This window comes from Xanthomonas sp. LMC-A-07, assembly GCF_030208825.1.
Taxonomy (GTDB): domain Bacteria; phylum Pseudomonadota; class Gammaproteobacteria; order Xanthomonadales; family Xanthomonadaceae; genus Xanthomonas; species Xanthomonas campestris.
On the sequence record NZ_JARVTF010000015.1, the window covers coordinates 40,712 to 56,769 of the forward strand.

Here is a 16,058-nt window from a genome sequence, read left to right on the forward strand (position 1 = left end):
CTGCCGAGGCGCGGCCGACGCCGTCAGGCATCGGAATGGCGGCTGGCCAGTTTGTCCAGGCGATCGAGCAGACTCACCCAGAAGGCCGCCGGCAGCTCCGCCCTCAGCGGCACGCTGTACAGCCACTCGTCGGCGAAGGGCCGGCACTTCACCGCGTCCTTTTCGGTCATCAGCACCGGCAGGCGGCTGCCGAAGCTGAAGTCCTGCGCGCGGTACACATGATGATCGGGAAACGCATGCGGCACCACGCCGATGCCGCGTGCGCGCAGCATCGCGAAAAACCGCTCCGGGTGCGCAATCCCGGCCACGGCATGCACGCGTTGCCCAGCCAGCGAGGCAAGTGGCCGTGCACGTTTGCCATCCATGGGCTGCACGCTGTCGATGCTCAGACGCATCTGCCATTCGCCGAACCCGGCATCGGTATCGGCCACTGGCGTGGCGACCGCCGGTACCACTGCATCGCTGCCCTGGCCCAGATTCACCACGCGGAAATCGCACTCGCGCGCACGCGCTGCGGGTTCGCGCAATGGCCCGGCGGGCAGCATGCGTCCGTTGCCATAACGGCGCTGGCCATCGACGACTTCAATTTCGACATCGCGTGCCAGCCGGTAATGCTGCAGCCCGTCGTCGCACACGATGATGTCGCAGCCGGCCTCGACCAGGGCACGCGCCGCGGCCAGACGATCAGTGTCCACGCGCACGCGCGCTCCGGTTTTCCAGGCGATCAGCACCGGTTCGTCGCCGCCGAGTGCTACTGGCGTGTCCGCATCGACCCAGCGCGCAGTCCCGGCGTCATCGCGGCCATAACCACGGCTGGCGACACCCGGGGTCCAGCCGGCCTGCTGCAGCCGGCTGACCAGAGTAATGGTGAGTGGCGTCTTGCCGGTGCCGCCAGCGGTGACGTTGCCGATCACCACCACCGGGACCGGCACGCCATGGCGCTTCAACCAGCCGCGCCGATACAGGCTGCGGCGCACGGCGGTGACCGCGCCATACACCGGCGCAAGCATGCGGGCCGGCAGCGGGATGGGCGTGTTGTCATACCAGTAGCCCGGCGTGCGGGCGCCGCGCTTGCTCATGCCTGACGTTCGCGAAACTGCATGCCGTGCAGATGCGAGTACAGCCCGCCCAGCGCGAGCAGTTCCTGATGCGTACCACGCTCGACGATGCGGCCCTGGTCCATCACCAGCACCTGGTCGGCATGCTCGATCGTCGACAGCCGGTGCGCGATCACCAAGGTGGTGCGGTCCGGCATCAACTTGTGCAAGGCGTCCTGCACCAGCCGCTCGGATTCGTTGTCGAGTGCAGCGGTCGCCTCGTCCAGGATCAGGATGGGCGCGTCCTTGAGCATCGCGCGTGCGATCGCCAGACGTTGACGCTGGCCGCCGGACAGGCGCCCGCCCTTGGTACCCACGTGCGACTGCAGGCCCTCCGGCAGCTGCGCGACAAACTCCATCGCATTCGCGCCCTGGATGGCGCGCTCCAGTTGCCCGGCATCGCACTGGCGCATTTCGCCGTACGCCACGTTCTCGGCGATGCTGCCGTCGAACAGCATCACCTGTTGGCCAACCAGGGCAATCTGGCGGCGCAGATCGGCCAATGCATAGGCCTGCACAGGGTGACCGTCGAGCAGGATCTGCCCGGACTCGGCCTCGTAAAAGCGTGGAATCAGCTTGATCAGGCTGGATTTGCCGCTGCCGGAGCGGCCGACGATCGCCGTGACGGTGCCCGGCTGTGCCACGAAGCTGACATCGGCCAACGCAGGATTGGCCTGCCCCGGATAGCGTGCGGTGACATCGCGGAATTCGATCAAACCCTTGGCGCGCGTCAGCGGCACCTGGCCCTGGTCGGGCTCGTCAGGGCTGTCCAGCACCGAAAACAGGCGTTCGGCAGACGCCAGGCCGCGCTGCACCATGTTCTGCACATTGGTGAGCTGCTTGAGGCCCGGAATGATCGTCAGCATCGAGGTCATCAACACCACGAAATCGCCAGCCGTCAGGCGCCCGGCCAATGCCTGCGCGCCAGCCACGAACAACAGCGCGGACAGACCGATCGCGCCGATCATCTGCACGGTGGCGGTGGAAATGCCGCGCGTGGATTCGACCTTCATGGCCAGCCGGAGATTGCGGTCGGCCAGGCCCGAGTAGCGCTCCATCTCGCTCTGCTGCGCGCCGTAGATCTTGACTTCCTGGTGGCTGGACAAGGTCTGGTCGGCGGCCTGCAACAGATGCGCGCCACTCTCCTGGATGCTGTGACTGATCCGCCGATAACGGCGCGCCACCTTGTCCATCACCCAGGCAAGCACCGGCGCCAGCACCAGAATGGTGAGCGTGACCTGCCAGCTATGCCACAGCATCAGCGCCAACGCGCCGATCACCTGCAGCGACTGCTGGATCATCACCTTCACGGCATCCACAGCGGCCTGCGCGACCTGATCCGAGTCCGAACCCAGGCGGATCAGCATCGAGGGCACCGGTTCGGAGTCGAAGCGCGAGCCCGGCAGGCGCAGATACTTGGACATGACCTTGACGCGCAGATCGCGCGCGATGCTGCGCGCAGACTTGCCCATCGCCATATCGGTGATGTAACCGGCCGCACCGCGGATCACGAACAACAGGATGATCTGCACCGGTAGCCAGCGGCTGACTTCGGCGTTCTTGTAGATGAAGGTCTCGTCGGTGATCGGCTTCATCAAGGCCAGAAAGCCGGTGGTCCCGGCGGCCTCGATCAATGCGGCGATCAACGCGGCCACCAACAGCAGCCGGTACGGTTTTGCGAATGCCAGCAGACGCCGATAGGTCTGCCAGGACGACACCTGCGGCACGTTCTCGTTGATGGTCTTCACTGCCGCGTTCCGTTCTTGCCCGCTTCCGGCGCTGTCGCAATGGCGATGCGGCGGAAACCGAGTTGGCCCAGCGCGTCCTGCGCTGTCACCACAGCTTGATACGGCGTGCGCGCGTCGGCACGCATCAGCACGGTCTGCTCGCGGTCATCGCCGGCAACCTGGGCGATGGTCTGCTTGAGCGAATCCACATCCGACCGCAGCACTTCCTGGTCGTTGATGAAATAGCGTCCATCGGCATTGACCAGCACGCTCAGCGAACGCGGCGGCGCGCTGGTGTTCTGGTCGCTGGCAGTGGGCAACTGCAGTTGCAGCGTGGAGCGGGCGTCGAAGGTCGTTGTTACCACGAAGAAAATGATGAGGACGAGGATGACGTCAATCAATGGCACCAGGTCGATCTGTGGCTCGTCCTGGCTTCGGTCACTGCCGATGCGCATCCGTCAGCCCTTCGCCATGGCGGGGTTGCCGGCCGGCACGGGCGCCGCAGCTGCGGTGCCGCCTGGCACGGGGCGGCCTTCCATCGTGTCCAGCAGCAAGGTCGCTTCCTGCTCCATCTCGATGATGTAGCCAGCAATACGCCCCTTGAAAAACCGGTGCGCCATCAACGATGGCACCGCGATGATCATACCGGTCGCCGTGCACACCAGCGCCTTGCCGATACCGCCGGCCAGCTGGTTCACGTCACCCACGCCGTGATCGAGAATGCCCAGAAACATCTGGATCATGCCGACCACGGTGCCCAGCAGGCCGAGCAGCGGCCCCGCCGAGGCGATCGTGCCCAATGCATTCAGATAGCGCTCCATGCGATGCACCACATGGCGGCCGGTGTCTTCGATGCGCTCACGAATCAGGTCACGGCTACGCCCACGCACATCCAGCGCGGCTGCCAGCAAGGCGCCCAGCGGCGAATTGCGGCGCAGCGACTCGATATGGGTGGGGTCCAGCTTGCCCCGCGCGGCCCAGTTGCGGACTTCCTCGCCCAGACCCGGCGGACTCACCTCGTTGCGGCGCAGGGTCCACAGACGTTCCAGCACGATCGCCAGCGCGATCACGCCCAACAACAGCAACGGCACCATCGGCCAACCGCCTGCCTTGACCAGCTCCAACACGATTCGATTCCTCCGGCAACGCGGCCGCCTATTCGCTGGCCGATAGGATAGCAGCCGACCGCCGCCGTTCCGCAGCATCCCAGAGCCGTGGCTGCCAGCGGCGACGCTCGCGGACCTGCAGCCCCCCGCGGCCCAGCCAGACCCGCACCGCACCGGTCTCGGCGGTATCCAGCACCTCGGCACCGGCGCCCTGCCAGCGCTGCACGGTGTCTGCGCGTGGGTGGCCGAAACGATTGCCATGCCCGGAGGACACCAGCGCAAGCCGCGCCGCGGTGGCCGCCACGAAGCCGGCATGCGAGCCATCGGCGCTGCCGTGATGCGGCACCACCACCACATCGGCGCGCAGCTGCGATTGCCCTGCATGCAGCAGGCGGTGTTCGACGATGCTGTCGATGTCGCCTGGCAGCAGCGCACGCCCGTAGCGCGTCTCCACCAGCAGCACGCAGCTGGACTGGTTGCGCAGGTAGGGAAAGCCCGCAGTGGGATGCAGGAAACGGAACCGGACGCCCTCCCACTCCCAGCGCTGCCCGGCCTGGCAGCGGCGGCGCACATCCAGCGGCGCGCCAGGTGGCGCGAAGGTATCGGCCACCGGCAATCCGGCGCGCACCGCAGCGTAGCCGCCGGCGTGATCGGCATCGGCGTGGCTGAGCACGATGGCGTCCAGCCGCCGGAGCCCCAACGCCCGCAATGCCGGCAGCACCACCCGCTCGCCGGCGTCGAATCCATCGCGGACCGCCGGGCCGGTATCGAACAGCAAGGCGTGCCGCTGGGTCCGCACCAGCACTGCCAGGCCCTGCCCGACATCGAGCACCTGCAGATCAGCCTCGCCGGCTTCGGGCAGGGCACGGTCCGGCCACAGCAGCGGCAGCCACAACAGCAACGCCACTGATTTGGCCGGCGTTCCCCGAGGCATCAGCAGCCAGAATGCGCCGACCAGCGCGGCGACGAGCGCAATGGCGTCGGATTCGGGCACCCACCACAACGCCACCTGGGTGCGCCCAAGCCAGACGAATGCAGGCCAGGTCAGCTCGAAACACCAGCCGGCCAGTTGCCAGGCCCAGACGCCCGCACCCTGCCAGGCCGCTTCCAGCGCGGTGCCAAGCAAGGCCAGCGGCACCACCACGAAGGTCCACCACGGGATCGCAACCAGATTGGCCAGCGGCCCAACCAGCGACGCCTGCCCGAATAGGCTGACCGTCAGCGGCAACAGGCCAATGGTCGCCACCGCCTGCGCCGACAGAAATCCGCGCAGCATCGAACGATCGTCAGCCGGCAGGCACCACACCAGCCACGCAACCCCGGCGAAGCTGAGCCAGAAGCCGGCCACCAGCACGCTCAACGGGTCCCACAGCAGCACCGCCAACATCGCCAGCGCGAGGATATGCGCGGTGCTGGCGCGGCGACGCAGCACACGGGCCAGCGCCACCACCGCGATCATCAACACCGTGCGCACCGTTGGTAGCGCAAGGCCGGCGAGCACTGCATAGCAGGAGGCGCCGAGCAACGCCGCCACCGCAGCGGCATGCAGCCGTGGCACGCGCGTTCCCAGGCCAGGCAAGAGGCGCCACACCCCAGTGATCAGCAGCGCGCAGAACGCGGCGACCAGGCCAACATGGAAGCCGGAGATCGCAATCAGGTGACTCAGCCCGGTCGCACGCAAGGTCGCCCACGCGGCATCGTCGAGCCCGCGGGTGTCGCCCAAGGCCAAGGCACGCAAGTAAGGCGACGCCGGCCCGGAGATGGTGTGCGCGATGCGCGCTGACATGCGCTCGCGCCATGCATCCACGCCACTGGCCGGCGCCACCTGTCTGGCCGCAGCGGGCATGCGCACATAGCCGGTTACAGCAATGCCTTGCGCCAGCGCCTGTCGCTCGGCGTCGAACCCACCCGGATTGCGCAGACCGCGCGGCGCACGCAGCTTCAGGCGCAGCTGCCAGGTGGCGCCGGCCGTCAACGCGGCGCGTGGGCCGATGGTGTCTGCACCAAAGTCGTCGTACCAGCTCACCTGCAGGAGTGCGCCACGCAGCGCTTGCGGCTGCGCAGGATCATCAGCCAGACGCAACTGGAAACGCGTGCGGCGTGGCTCGGCGATAGGCAGGCCCATCACCCTGCCCTGCACCACCCATTCGCGCGCTTCATCGGCCGGCAGTAGCTGCGCCCGCAGCACTCCAGCCGCTTGCCAGCCCATCAGCCCAAATCCAGCCACGCACACCGCGCTCAGCAACAACCAGCGCCGCGGCCACCAGCGCAGCGCCGCAAGGCCGACCGCGCCGGTGAGAAGGCAACTACCGTAGACAGTGCGCGGCAGCACCGCCGGTGACCAGGCACATGCCACAACGCCCAGCAATAACGCGGCTGCGACCGCAACGGTGGCGCCAGCGAGCGGCCTCACCGCGTGCGTTGCATCGTTCATGTCCATTGCCCGCGCGCTGCCGATCCATCGCTCAACGTAACGATCGTCTGCCACGACGGGCAGCAGCGTTCAGCGTGTTGCCGGGTAGGGAGATGGCGCGAGAGCTTGCAGGCAAAGCAACCGCTCGAAGCGCTGCATCACGACCACCGCTTCCGCATTTGAACCGATGCACGCGGCCGAGCGCAGGTGAGCAGGACCGCGGATGCTTCCAGCGATCAATCCGCGTCACGCTGCCGCCGCTGGCACCTCGACCGTCCACACGCGCTGAAACCGGCCACGCGGCACACTGCGCACAAACGCGGCACAGCAATGATCCGTTCTACAAACGCGCTTCATTTCGTAGTGAAATCAAGCCTGCGTTCGCCCTGATTTCATGGCCGCATCGCTATGGTGGACGCTGTTTTTCGAGGAGTTCCCCCATGCGTAAAGGTACTGCACTGATCGTCGGCGTGACCGGCATCTCCGGCTACAACCTCGCCAATGTGTTGCTCGCCGACGGCTGGACCGTCTATGGCCTGGCGCGCCGCCCGCTGTCGCACGAAGGCGTGATCCCGGTAGCGGCCGATCTGCTCGATGCGGAGGCAACCAAAACTGCGCTGCAGGGGCTACCGATCACGCACGTGTTCTTCTGCACCTGGACGCGCCGCGATACCGAGCGCGAGAACGTCGAAGCCAACGGCGCGATGATGCGACACCTGTGCGATGGCTTGAGCGAGGCGCCGCTTCAGCACATGGCGCTGGTCACCGGCACCAAGCACTACCTGGGTGCTTTCGAGAACTACGGCAGTGGCAAGGCGGAAACCCCGTTCCGCGAAAGCGAGCCGCGCCAGCCCGGCGAGAACTTCTATTACACCCTCGAAGATCTACTGTTCCAGCATGCCGAACAGCACGGTTTCGGCTGGAGCGTGCACCGCTCGCACACCATGGTTGGCATTGCCAACGGCAGCAACGCGATGAACATGGGCGTGACCCTGGCGGTGTACGCCTCGCTGTGCAAACACACCGGGCAACCGTTCGTGTTCCCCGGCTCGCAGGCACAATGGAACAGCCTCACCGATGTGACCGATGCAGGCCTGCTCGGTCGGCAACTGGCGTGGGCCGGCCTGAGCCCGGCAGCGCGTAACCAGGCCTTCAACACCGTCAATGGCGATGTCTTTCGCTGGCGCTGGATGTGGGGCGAGATTGCGAACTTCTTCGGCCTGGAAGCGGCGCCCTGCCCGCAGACGCCCGAACCGCTGGAGGTACGCCTAAGCGACACCGCACCGGCGCAATGGGCGGAATTGGCCGCAAAGCATGGCCTGGTGGAGCGGGACGTCAACCGTCTCGCCTCGTGGTGGCATACCGATGCCGACCTCGGCCGCGAGATCGAATGCGTCAACGACATGACCAAGAGCCGCGAACTGGGCTTTCTGGATTTCTACGACAGCCGTGCCGCATTCCTGGAACTGTTCACCCGGCTGCGCGCGCAGCGAATCATTCCCTGACGACGAACCGCTCCCGGCTGCTTAGAGGCCTGGACGCATTGGAAGGCTAGACGTCCGGTTACACGCTTGTGGCCGGACGTGCATGGCGACAACACCGTCGCATGTGCTTGGCGATTATTGGTTGGCGCTGAGTGCTTCGTGCTCGGCGCTGGGTTTGGGTGGCTAAGTGCCAAGTGCTAAGTGTTCGAGCAACGTAACCCGCACAACGCCTGCCGAATTACAGTGCGATCAGGCAGCCCACGATGCAGCACAACAGACATCACCAACCGCGCCGCCCATTCCCATCCTGGCGGCAATGATGTCTACCTCAACGCGTTGTCGAGGGAGTAGTTCAGCCACGTAGGCGCATCGTTCGATGCGCTCAAACTTCGAGCTCAACGCAAAGCGGAGCCGACGCGCGCAGTACGCCGGTACTGTGATCGCTCCGATTTTGTAGGAGCGCGCTTGCGCGCGATGAGGCGTGACCGGGAAATCCACATCGCGCGCAAGCGCGCTCCCACGGTGGCAATGAGCCGCGTCCTTTCTCGCAATGACTGCAAGAGTGCCTGCGCCCCATCTTGCCAGCCTGCGTACCACCACATTGTTCGGCACCCTCTTTGCACCGAACTCGGCAAGAGACCTCACACCGCCGAAGGCGCCAGTTCGCGCAACTTGCCTTGGTGCAATTCAAGAACGCGGTCCAGACGTCGCGCCAGGCTACGATCGTGCGTCACCAGCACCAGGCTCGTGCGCTGGGCGCGATTGAGTTCCAGCATCAGCTCGAACACGGTGCCAGCCGTCTTGTCGTCGAGATTGCCGGTGGGCTCATCGCCGAGCACGCAGCCGGGCTTGTTCACCAACGCCCGCGCCACCGCACAGCGCTGACGCTCGCCACCGGACAATTCGCTGGGCTTGTGCTCCACCCGGTGCCCCAGGCCGACCGATTCAAGCAACTGCAGTGCCTGCCCGCGCGCGATCGCCACGTCCTGCCCGGACAACAGCACCGGCATCATGACGTTTTCCAGCGCAGTGAATTCCGGCAACAGATGATGGAACTGATACACGAAACCGAGCGAGCGGTTACGCAGCTTGCCGCGCTCGCCATCGGACAGCGCAGACATGCGCCGACCCGCGACATACACCTCGCCGGAGGTCGGAATATCGAGCCCACCGAGCAAGTGCAACAAGGTGCTCTTGCCTGCACCCGACGCGCCTACGATCGCCACGGTTTCGCCGGTCGCCACCGACAGATCCAGGCCATCGAACACCGGCGTACGCATCTTGCCTTCGGCGTAGGTCTTGCCCAGCCGTTCGGCGCGAATCACCGCCGCGCTCTGGTCTGCCTGCGTCTTTCCAAGCACGGACTCTGGAACATTACTCATAACGCAGCGCCTCCGCGGGCTGGGTGCGCGAGGCGCGCCATGCCGGGTACAAGGTGGCCAAGAAGCTCATGACCAGAGCGACCACGGTGATCACCACAACATCCTGCGTCTGCATGTCGGTCGGCAAGCCGGTGATGTAATACACGTCTTCGGGCAGCAATTTGACGCTGAACACCGCCTCGATGGCACCCAGGATGCGCTCCAGGTTGAGCGTCAGCACGATGCCGCCGATCACGCCCATGATCGTGCCCATGAAGCCGATCAACGAGCCCTGCACCATGAACACCTGCATCACCCCGCCAGGCGAGAGCCCGAGCGTGCGCAGGATCGCGATATCGGCCTGCTTGTCGGTCACCAGCATCACCTGCGAAGACACCAGGTTGAAGGCGCCCATCGCCACAATCAGCGACAGCAGGATGCCCATCACCGTCTTTTCCATCTTCAACGAGTGATAGAGGTTGGCGTTTTCCTGGGTCCAGTCGCTCACGCGATACGGCCCGCGCAGTTTCAAGGCCAGATCGCGCGCCACCGTAAACGCCTGATCCATGTCGTGCAGTCGCAGACGCACGCCGGTGACGCCGTCCATGCGCAACACGCGTGCCAGATCCTCCATGTTCACCACGGCCAGGCCACGATCGATCTCGTTGTAGCCGGCCTCAAAGATGCCGCTGACGGTGAAGCGCTTGAGCCGTGGCATCGCGCCCAACGGGGTTGCCTGGGTATCGCTGAGCAGCACCACGATGCTGTCGCCGACATCCACACCCAGCCACAGCGCCAACTCCTTGCCGATGACGATGTTGTAGGAGCCCGGCGTCAGGCTGTCGACCGAGCCTTGCTGCATCTTCTTGGCCAACACCGAGACCTTGGCTTCTTCGGACGGAATCACGCCGCGCACGATTGCCGGTTGCTTGCGCGGGCCCTGCAACAGCGATTCGGTTTCGATATAGGGCGCGGCACCGGCAATGCGCGGGTCCGCGCTGGCCACTTCGACCGCGTGGCGCCAATCCTGCATCGGCGCGCCTTCGGCGCTGACCGTGGCATGGGCGGCCATCTGCAGCAGGCGGTCGCGGATTTCCTTCTGGAAACCGCTCATCACCGCCAGCGTGGTGATGAGCACCGTCACGCCCAGGGCAATGCCGAGGATCGACGCCATCGAAATAAACGAGATGAAGCCATTGCGTCGCTTGGCGCGGAGATAGCGCAAGCCGATGGCAACCGGGATAGGTTTGAACATGCGGTTCAACCAGGAAAGGGACGCTATGGTGCCACTAGCGACCGCCGGGACGAAATGGCACGGGCCTGAGCGGCCAGACGCAGTTCACGTCGCTGCGCGGTTGGCAGCGTGTCCGGCCAGAAATGCAGCCGCACGCGGCGGCCTCCCGGATGCGCCCACGACACCACCGCCATCGGCCCGCGCCACGTTACCTGAAGCGCATCCACGCGTTCTCCATCCACGCTGGCGGCCGCATCCGTCCACGGCACAACGAGTTGCCGCACTGGCGAGCGCAACAGCAACCACACCGCACGCATGCCGATCACTCCAACATACGCAGACAAGCCCACGGCCAGCCAGACCTGCACGCCGGACCGCCAAACGGCCCACAGTGCGGCAACGGTGATCAGGCTCAACGCGCAGGCGAGCCCGCGCGAGGGGCGCCAGTCAAGCCGGCATGGCGCGGATATCGGCGATGAGGGCGGCGTTGTCGGCATCGGGGCAAGCCTCGTATCCCATGAACCAGCGCCACAACTTATCGTCTTCGCAATCCAGCAGCTGTAGGAAAACCGCGCGCTCGGCCGCAGGGGCCTGCGCCCATCGGCGGTCCAGATACCGGCCGAACAATTGGTCCAGCTCGCGCATGCCACGCCGGCAACGCCAGCGCAGTTTTTTCAGCAGTGTGTCTTCATCCATCTCTTTCTCCACCCCGCGTTTTAGCGGGCCGAAAACGACAGCGGCACCAGACCTGAGGGCCGGTGCCGCTGTGGCGACGTCCTGCCTGAGCAGGACATCAGCGCCAGGATCAGGCGCGGCGCGCCATCATCAACTTCTTGATCTCGGCAATGGCCAGCGCCGGGTTCAGGCCCTTCGGGCAGGTCCGGGCGCAATTCATGATGGTGTGGCAGCGATACAGCTTGAACGGATCTTCCAGATCGTCCAGGCGTGCACCGGTGTCTTCATCGCGCGAGTCGATGATCCAGCGGTAGGCCTGCAGCAGGATCGCCGGGCCCAGGTAACGCTCGCCATTCCACCAGTAGCTCGGGCAGCTGGTGGAGCAGCATGCGCAAAGGATGCATTCGTACAGGCCGTCGAGCTTCTTGCGGTCTTCCGGCGACTGCAGACGCTCGCGGTCCGGCGGCGGCGGGGTCTGGGTACGGATCCACGGTTTGATCGAGGCGTACTGCGCATAGAAATGCGTCAGGTCCGGCACGAGATCCTTGATCACGCTCATATGCGGCAGCGGATAGATCGGCACCTCGGCCTTGCCACACGCGGCAATCGCCTTGGTGCAGGCCAGCGTATTGGTGCCGTCGATGTTCATCGCGCACGACCCGCAGATGCCTTCGCGGCACGAACGGCGGAAGGTCAGGGTCGGGTCGATCTCGTTCTTGATCTTGATCAGCGCGTCCAGGACCATCGGCCCGCACTTGTCCAGATCGATTTCGTAGCTGTCGGTGCGCGGATTGGCGTCGCCATCCGGATCCCAGCGGTAGACCTTGAAGGTGCGCTTGTTCTTGGCGCCTTGTGCAGGGTAATGCTTGCCCTTGCCGATCTTTGAATTCTTGGGGAGGGTGAACTCTGCCATAGCTGCTCTCGTTGGCTCAGGCGATGCGCGGTGCGATGGGAGACCGCAGCGTGCGCATGAAATTGAAGACGATGGATGCCACCACCGATGCGGGAGTGCAGCGACCGGCGGACTGCCGGCTCTGCGCGTGTGTCATGCCGCGTTCGCACTGTGGCGCCACGCTGCCGCCCTGCCCTTCAGGGCCGGACGGCAGGTGCGATGCAGGAACGAAATGCGGCATCTGCATCGGCACTCAGTAGACGCGCGGCTTCGGCGGAACCACGTCCACTTCCTTGCTCAGCGTGTACATGTGGACCGGGCGGTATTCGAAGTCGCACTGGCCCTTGTCGTCCACGGTGACCAGCGTGTGCTTCTGCCAGTTGACGTCGTCGCGGTCCGGGAAATCCTCGTGCGCGTGCGCGCCACGGCTTTCCTTGCGCTGCTCGGCCGAGTTGATCGTCGCCACTGCATTGAGCAGCAGATTGTTCAACTCGTAGGTCTCGATCAGGTCCGAATTCCAGACCAGCGAGCGGTCCGATACCTTGACGTCCTCGAAGGTGGCGAAGATCTCGGCCATCTTGTCGACGCCTTCCTTCAGCGTCTTGCTGGTCCGGAACACCGCTGCGTCCGACTGCATGGTGCGCTGCATGTTGTCGCGGATCACCGAGGTCGGCGTGGAGCCATTGGCATGACGCAACTTGTCCAGCAGGCCCAGCGCCTTGTCGCAGGCATCGGACGGCAGCGGCTTGTGCGGCTGGTTGGTCTTGACGGTCTCCGCGCAGCGGTTGGCCACCGCACGCCCGAACACCACCAGATCCAGCAGCGAGTTGGAGCCCAGACGGTTGGCGCCATGCACCGACACGCAAGCCGCTTCGCCGATCGCATACAAACCGGGCACTACCGCATCCGGGTTGTCGCCCTGCTTGCGCACGACTTCACCGTGGTAGTTGGTTGGGATGCCGCCCATGTTGTAGTGCACCGTCGGCAGCACCGGGATTGGCTGCTTGGCCACGTCCACACCGGCGAAGATGTGCGCGCTCTCGGCAATGCCGGGGAGCTTGTCGTTGATCACTTCCGGGCCAAGGTGAGTCAGGTCGAGCAGGATGTGGTCCTTGTGCTCGCCAACGCCACGGCCTTCGCGGATCTCGATGGTCATCGAACGCGACACCACATCGCGCGAGGCCAGATCCTTGTAGTGCGGTGCATAGCGCTCCATGAAGCGCTCGCCGTTGCTGTTGCGCAGGATGCCGCCTTCGCCACGCACGCCTTCGGTGATCAGGCAGCCCGCACCGTAGATACCGGTGGGATGGAATTGCACGAACTCCATGTCCTGCATCGGCAAGCCGGCACGCATCACCAGGCCGCCGCCGTCACCGGTACAGGTGTGGGCAGAGGTGGCGCTGAAGTAGGCACGGCCGTAGCCGCCGGTGGCCAGCACCACGCCGTGGGCGCGGAACAGGTGCAGCGAACCTTCGGCCATGTCCAGCGCGAGCACGCCGCGGCACACGCCTTCTTCGTCGAAAATCAGGTCGAGCGCGAAGTACTCGATCATGAAGCGCGCGTTGTGCGCCAGCGACTGCTGGTACAGCGTATGCAGCATTGCGTGACCGGTGCGGTCGGCGGCGGCGCAAGTGCGCTGCGCAGACGGACCTTCGCCGTATTTGGTGGTCATGCCGCCGAACGGGCGCTGGTAGATCTTGCCCTCTTCGGTGCGCGAGAACGGCACACCGTAGTGCTCGAGCTCGATGATGGCCGGGATCGCCTCACGGCACATGTACTCGATCGCGTCCTGGTCGCCCAGCCAATCGGAGCCCTTGATGGTGTCGTAGAAGTGATACCGCCAGTCGTCTTCACCCATGTTGCCCAGCGCGGCGGAAATACCACCCTGCGCGGCCACGGTGTGCGAACGGGTCGGGAAGACCTTGGTCAGGCAGACGGTCTGCAGGCCCTTCTGGGCCAGGCCGAAGGTCGCGCGCAAGCCGGCGCCGCCGGCGCCCACCACGACCATGTCGTACTTGTGTTCTGTAATCTTGTAAGCGGACATCGAATTATGGATTCCTGTTGGGTCGCTGGCTCAGGCGATGCCTAGCGCGATACGCGCCACGGCAAACACGCTGACGATGGCACCGAGAACGGCGACAAAGCGCACGAGGGTCTGCGCCGCAAGGGCGAGCAGCGAGTTGTGCACGTAATCCTCCAGCACCACCTGCATGCCGAGCTGCGCATGCCAGAACGAGGCAATGAGGAAGCCCACCAGCAGGATCGCGTTCCACGGCTTGGCAACCGCGGCGCTCGCCGCTGCGTGGTCGGCACCGATCAGGCTCAACACGAAGATCAGGAACCAGATCGACAGCGGCACCAGCGCGGTGGCGGTCAGGCGCTGCACCACGAAATGCTCGGTGCCGGTCTTGGCGGCGCCCAGGCCACGCACGTTTTTCAACGGGGTTCTATAGCGGCTCATACGGCACCTCCGGACAGCAGCACGTACGCCCAGATGGCGGCGGTCAGCACGAAGCTCAAAATCACCGACAACCAGCCGATGCTGACGAACGAGCGCACGGCATAGCCCTGGCCGAAGTCCTGCAGGATGTGGCGCAGGCCACCAAACAGGTGGAAGGCAAAGCACCAGGTCCAGCCGAACAGGAACACCTGTCCATACCAGGCTGCTGCCATGTCGCGGAAGCAATTCCAGTGGTCGGGGCCAAGCATGAGGGTCAGCAAGGCGGCGGCAATCACCAGGGCGCCGATGGACAGAACAATGCCGGTGGCTCGATTCAGGATCGAGGTCACCATCTGTATCTGCCAGCGATACACCTGAAGATGCGGGGAAAGTGGACGTTCGCGGGTCGCCATTCGCTGGGCTCGTTTTCTCGGCTGGGCGGCACTAGGCCGCTGTGGCTAAAAGCTGCTCAAAAATCGATGCAGCGTCCATTTTTTTCCCAGTCGCCGTAGCGCGTTGGCTCAGGGCCGTCGCGCCCACCAATCTCCTTGGGCAGGGGTTTCTTCTCGGGAATGTGCTCCTGAGGAGAAGGCTGCGTCTCGGAATCCTGCGCTGGGGTGGGGGTTGGATGGCCTATCATAGTGGTCTCACAACATTGCGATTTTAGTCCTCCCCTTCCATGGCTGACAACCTGAATCTTATTCCACAGGGTTTTGGCTCCCTGCACGACATGCAATACGTCCGCTTGAGCGGTTCGGATGCAGTGGCGTTCGCGCATGCCCAATTTGCCAATGACGTGCAAGCGTTGGCGATTGGGCAATGGCAATGGAATGCGTGGCTGACAGCGAAGGGGCGCGTGATCGCCATCTTCGCACTCTTGCGTGATGAGGATGCGCAATTGCTGATGCTGTTGCCCGATGGCAACGCGGCCGAGATCGCCGCGCAGCTCGGCCGTTTCGTGTTCCGGCGCAAGCTGCGCATCACCGCCATTGCGCTGGCCGCGCAGGGCGCGTTCGCCGCACCCGCTCGCGCACAGGCGGCACATGCCGACGTGGGTGTGGATGCGATCGAACTGGACATGGGCAGCGCTGCCTTGCCGCGCACGCTGGTGTTGTGTGCGCCGGACACATTGGCAGCGCCTATCGAACTGCCGAACATGGATGGCGCATGGCGTCGCGCAGACCTGCAGCTGGGACTGGTGCGGCTGCTTGATGCGCAGCGCGAACAGTGGACGCCGCAACAGCTGGCGTTGGACCAGCTGCATGCGTTCAGCGTCAAAAAGGGCTGTTACCCGGGCCAGGAAATCGTGGCGCGCACGCATTTTCTGGGCAAGGCCAAACGCGCAGTGCATTTGCTTGAAACCGACGCTGCGGTTGCGCCGGGCGATGCGGTGCGCCTGGACGGCGCTGAGGTGGGCAGTGTGGTCAGTTGCGCCGAGAACGTGGCGCTAGCGGTGCTGCCGCTGGAGCTGGCAATTGGGGAAGGCATGACGCTGAGCGCCGGCACCTCCCCTGCCCGACCGCTGCAGATCCTGCCCGGGCTGGGGCGCTGAGGGCAGCGATTCTACTCCACAGGCTGGTGCGACGTTTCGCCGCAGCCACTGGCATGCACGCGGCGGACTGCCGTTCG

At 65.1% G+C, this 16,058-nt stretch carries 16 protein-coding genes and 1 pseudogene; 2 read left to right on the forward strand and 15 right to left on the reverse strand.

The genetic code is table 11. From position 1 onward, the window contains the following. Positions 1 to 23: 23 nt before the first annotated feature. The 5 genes and pseudogenes from lpxK to QRM89_RS16640 form a co-directional block, all read right to left on the reverse strand. The gene (gene lpxK / locus QRM89_RS16620; RefSeq protein WP_285448513.1) at positions 24 to 1,079 is read right to left on the reverse strand and encodes a tetraacyldisaccharide 4'-kinase; all 1,056 of its coding nucleotides are present in this window, start codon (positions 1,077 to 1,079) and stop codon (positions 24 to 26) included. Beyond that, on the reverse strand, positions 1,076 to 2,845 hold the full coding sequence (gene msbA, locus QRM89_RS16625; RefSeq protein ID WP_114998716.1) for a lipid A export permease/ATP-binding protein MsbA: 1,770 nt from the start codon (positions 2,843 to 2,845) through the stop codon (positions 1,076 to 1,078). Before msbA ends, lpxK begins: the two co-directional genes overlap by 4 nt. Continuing rightward, on the reverse strand, positions 2,842 to 3,279 hold the full coding sequence (locus tag QRM89_RS16630) for a biopolymer transporter ExbD (RefSeq protein WP_019237622.1): 438 nt from the start codon (positions 3,277 to 3,279) through the stop codon (positions 2,842 to 2,844). The genes msbA and QRM89_RS16630 overlap by 4 nt, the downstream gene beginning before the upstream one ends. Before the next feature lie 3 nt (positions 3,280 to 3,282). Beyond that, positions 3,283 to 3,951, reverse strand: a complete 669-nt coding sequence (locus QRM89_RS16635; RefSeq protein ID WP_042599154.1) for a MotA/TolQ/ExbB proton channel family protein — start codon at positions 3,949 to 3,951, stop codon at positions 3,283 to 3,285. Next, positions 3,845 to 6,370: pseudogene (locus QRM89_RS16640) on the reverse strand (DNA internalization-related competence protein ComEC/Rec2); the annotation flags it as partial. The pseudogene QRM89_RS16640 and the gene QRM89_RS16635, both read right to left, overlap by 107 nt. A 413-nt stretch (positions 6,371 to 6,783) precedes the next feature. Between QRM89_RS16640 and QRM89_RS16645 the strand changes: the two are divergent. Further along, positions 6,784 to 7,848 (forward strand): SDR family oxidoreductase, encoded by a 1,065-nt coding sequence (locus QRM89_RS16645; protein WP_285448515.1) that lies wholly within the window; start codon positions 6,784 to 6,786, stop codon positions 7,846 to 7,848. A 620-nt stretch (positions 7,849 to 8,468) separates the two neighbouring features. Here QRM89_RS16645 and lolD read toward each other — a convergent pair. The 10 genes from lolD to QRM89_RS21365 form a co-directional block, all read right to left on the reverse strand. Next, positions 8,469 to 9,209, reverse strand: a complete 741-nt coding sequence (gene lolD / locus QRM89_RS16650) for a lipoprotein-releasing ABC transporter ATP-binding protein LolD (RefSeq protein ID WP_161961949.1) — start codon at positions 9,207 to 9,209, stop codon at positions 8,469 to 8,471. Continuing rightward, the gene (locus QRM89_RS16655) at positions 9,202 to 10,443 is read right to left on the reverse strand and encodes a lipoprotein-releasing ABC transporter permease subunit (RefSeq protein ID WP_014507840.1); all 1,242 of its coding nucleotides are present in this window, start codon (positions 10,441 to 10,443) and stop codon (positions 9,202 to 9,204) included. Before QRM89_RS16655 ends, lolD begins: the two co-directional genes overlap by 8 nt. A gap of 23 nt (positions 10,444 to 10,466) precedes the next feature. Next, positions 10,467 to 10,919 carry a hypothetical protein gene (locus QRM89_RS16660; RefSeq protein WP_285448516.1) on the reverse strand — a complete coding sequence of 151 codons (453 nt, stop codon included), beginning with the start codon at positions 10,917 to 10,919 and terminating at the stop codon, positions 10,467 to 10,469. Further along, complete coding sequence (locus QRM89_RS16665; RefSeq protein ID WP_014507842.1) at positions 10,870 to 11,118, reverse strand: succinate dehydrogenase assembly factor 2; 249 nt, start codon at positions 11,116 to 11,118, stop codon at positions 10,870 to 10,872. The genes QRM89_RS16660 and QRM89_RS16665 overlap by 50 nt, the downstream gene beginning before the upstream one ends. A gap of 109 nt (positions 11,119 to 11,227) precedes the next feature. Then, the gene (locus tag QRM89_RS16670) at positions 11,228 to 12,010 is read right to left on the reverse strand and encodes a succinate dehydrogenase iron-sulfur subunit (protein ID WP_011037280.1); all 783 of its coding nucleotides are present in this window, start codon (positions 12,008 to 12,010) and stop codon (positions 11,228 to 11,230) included. A gap of 16 nt (positions 12,011 to 12,026) precedes the next feature. Next, a complete protein-coding gene (locus QRM89_RS16675) occupies positions 12,027 to 12,230 on the reverse strand; it encodes a hypothetical protein (RefSeq protein ID WP_285448524.1) in 204 nt (67 codons plus the stop codon). Between the two features lie 12 nt (positions 12,231 to 12,242). After that, the gene (sdhA, locus tag QRM89_RS16680) at positions 12,243 to 14,033 is read right to left on the reverse strand and encodes a succinate dehydrogenase flavoprotein subunit (RefSeq protein WP_012438231.1); all 1,791 of its coding nucleotides are present in this window, start codon (positions 14,031 to 14,033) and stop codon (positions 12,243 to 12,245) included. Positions 14,034 to 14,063: 30 nt separating this feature from the next. Then, entirely contained in the window at positions 14,064 to 14,450 is a 387-nt protein-coding gene (sdhD, locus tag QRM89_RS16685) for a succinate dehydrogenase, hydrophobic membrane anchor protein (protein ID WP_014507844.1), read from the reverse strand. After that, a complete protein-coding gene (sdhC, locus tag QRM89_RS16690) occupies positions 14,447 to 14,842 on the reverse strand; it encodes a succinate dehydrogenase, cytochrome b556 subunit (RefSeq protein WP_011037283.1) in 396 nt (131 codons plus the stop codon). Before sdhC ends, sdhD begins: the two co-directional genes overlap by 4 nt. Before the next feature lie 56 nt (positions 14,843 to 14,898). Next, the gene (locus QRM89_RS21365; RefSeq protein WP_308507412.1) at positions 14,899 to 15,207 is read right to left on the reverse strand and encodes a DUF1674 domain-containing protein; all 309 of its coding nucleotides are present in this window, start codon (positions 15,205 to 15,207) and stop codon (positions 14,899 to 14,901) included. Here QRM89_RS21365 and QRM89_RS16700 point away from each other — a divergent pair. After that, positions 15,109 to 15,981, forward strand: coding sequence for a folate-binding protein (locus QRM89_RS16700; protein WP_285448517.1), 873 nt, complete (start codon positions 15,109 to 15,111; stop codon positions 15,979 to 15,981). The genes QRM89_RS21365 and QRM89_RS16700 overlap by 99 nt on opposite strands. Positions 15,982 to 16,058 lie beyond the last annotated feature (77 nt).

Excerpts from the sequence above, each read along its gene's own strand:
- QRM89_RS16670 (WP_011037280.1), bottom strand. The coding sequence starts at position 12,010 with ATGGCAGAGTTCACCCTCCCCAAGAATTCAAAGATCGGCAAGGGCAAG.
- QRM89_RS16675 (WP_285448524.1), bottom strand. The coding sequence starts at position 12,230 with ATGCCGCATTTCGTTCCTGCATCGCACCTGCCGTCCGGCCCTGAAGGG.
- sdhC (WP_011037283.1), bottom strand. The coding sequence starts at position 14,842 with ATGGCGACCCGCGAACGTCCACTTTCCCCGCATCTTCAGGTGTATCGC.
- QRM89_RS16700 (WP_285448517.1), top strand. The coding sequence starts at position 15,109 with ATGGCTGACAACCTGAATCTTATTCCACAGGGTTTTGGCTCCCTGCAC.
- lpxK (WP_285448513.1), bottom strand. The coding sequence starts at position 1,079 with ATGAGCAAGCGCGGCGCCCGCACGCCGGGCTACTGGTATGACAACACG.
- QRM89_RS16665 (WP_014507842.1), bottom strand. The coding sequence starts at position 11,118 with ATGGATGAAGACACACTGCTGAAAAAACTGCGCTGGCGTTGCCGGCGT.
- QRM89_RS16655 (WP_014507840.1), bottom strand. The coding sequence starts at position 10,443 with ATGTTCAAACCTATCCCGGTTGCCATCGGCTTGCGCTATCTCCGCGCC.
- QRM89_RS21365 (WP_308507412.1), bottom strand. The coding sequence starts at position 15,207 with ATGCGCGAACGCCACTGCATCCGAACCGCTCAAGCGGACGTATTGCAT.
- sdhA (WP_012438231.1), bottom strand. The coding sequence starts at position 14,033 with ATGTCCGCTTACAAGATTACAGAACACAAGTACGACATGGTCGTGGTG.
- lolD (WP_161961949.1), bottom strand. The coding sequence starts at position 9,209 with ATGAGTAATGTTCCAGAGTCCGTGCTTGGAAAGACGCAGGCAGACCAG.
- QRM89_RS16660 (WP_285448516.1), bottom strand. The coding sequence starts at position 10,919 with ATGCCGACAACGCCGCCCTCATCGCCGATATCCGCGCCATGCCGGCTT.
- sdhD (WP_014507844.1), bottom strand. The coding sequence starts at position 14,450 with ATGAGCCGCTATAGAACCCCGTTGAAAAACGTGCGTGGCCTGGGCGCC.
- QRM89_RS16630 (WP_019237622.1), bottom strand. The coding sequence starts at position 3,279 with ATGCGCATCGGCAGTGACCGAAGCCAGGACGAGCCACAGATCGACCTG.
- QRM89_RS16645 (WP_285448515.1), top strand. The coding sequence starts at position 6,784 with ATGCGTAAAGGTACTGCACTGATCGTCGGCGTGACCGGCATCTCCGGC.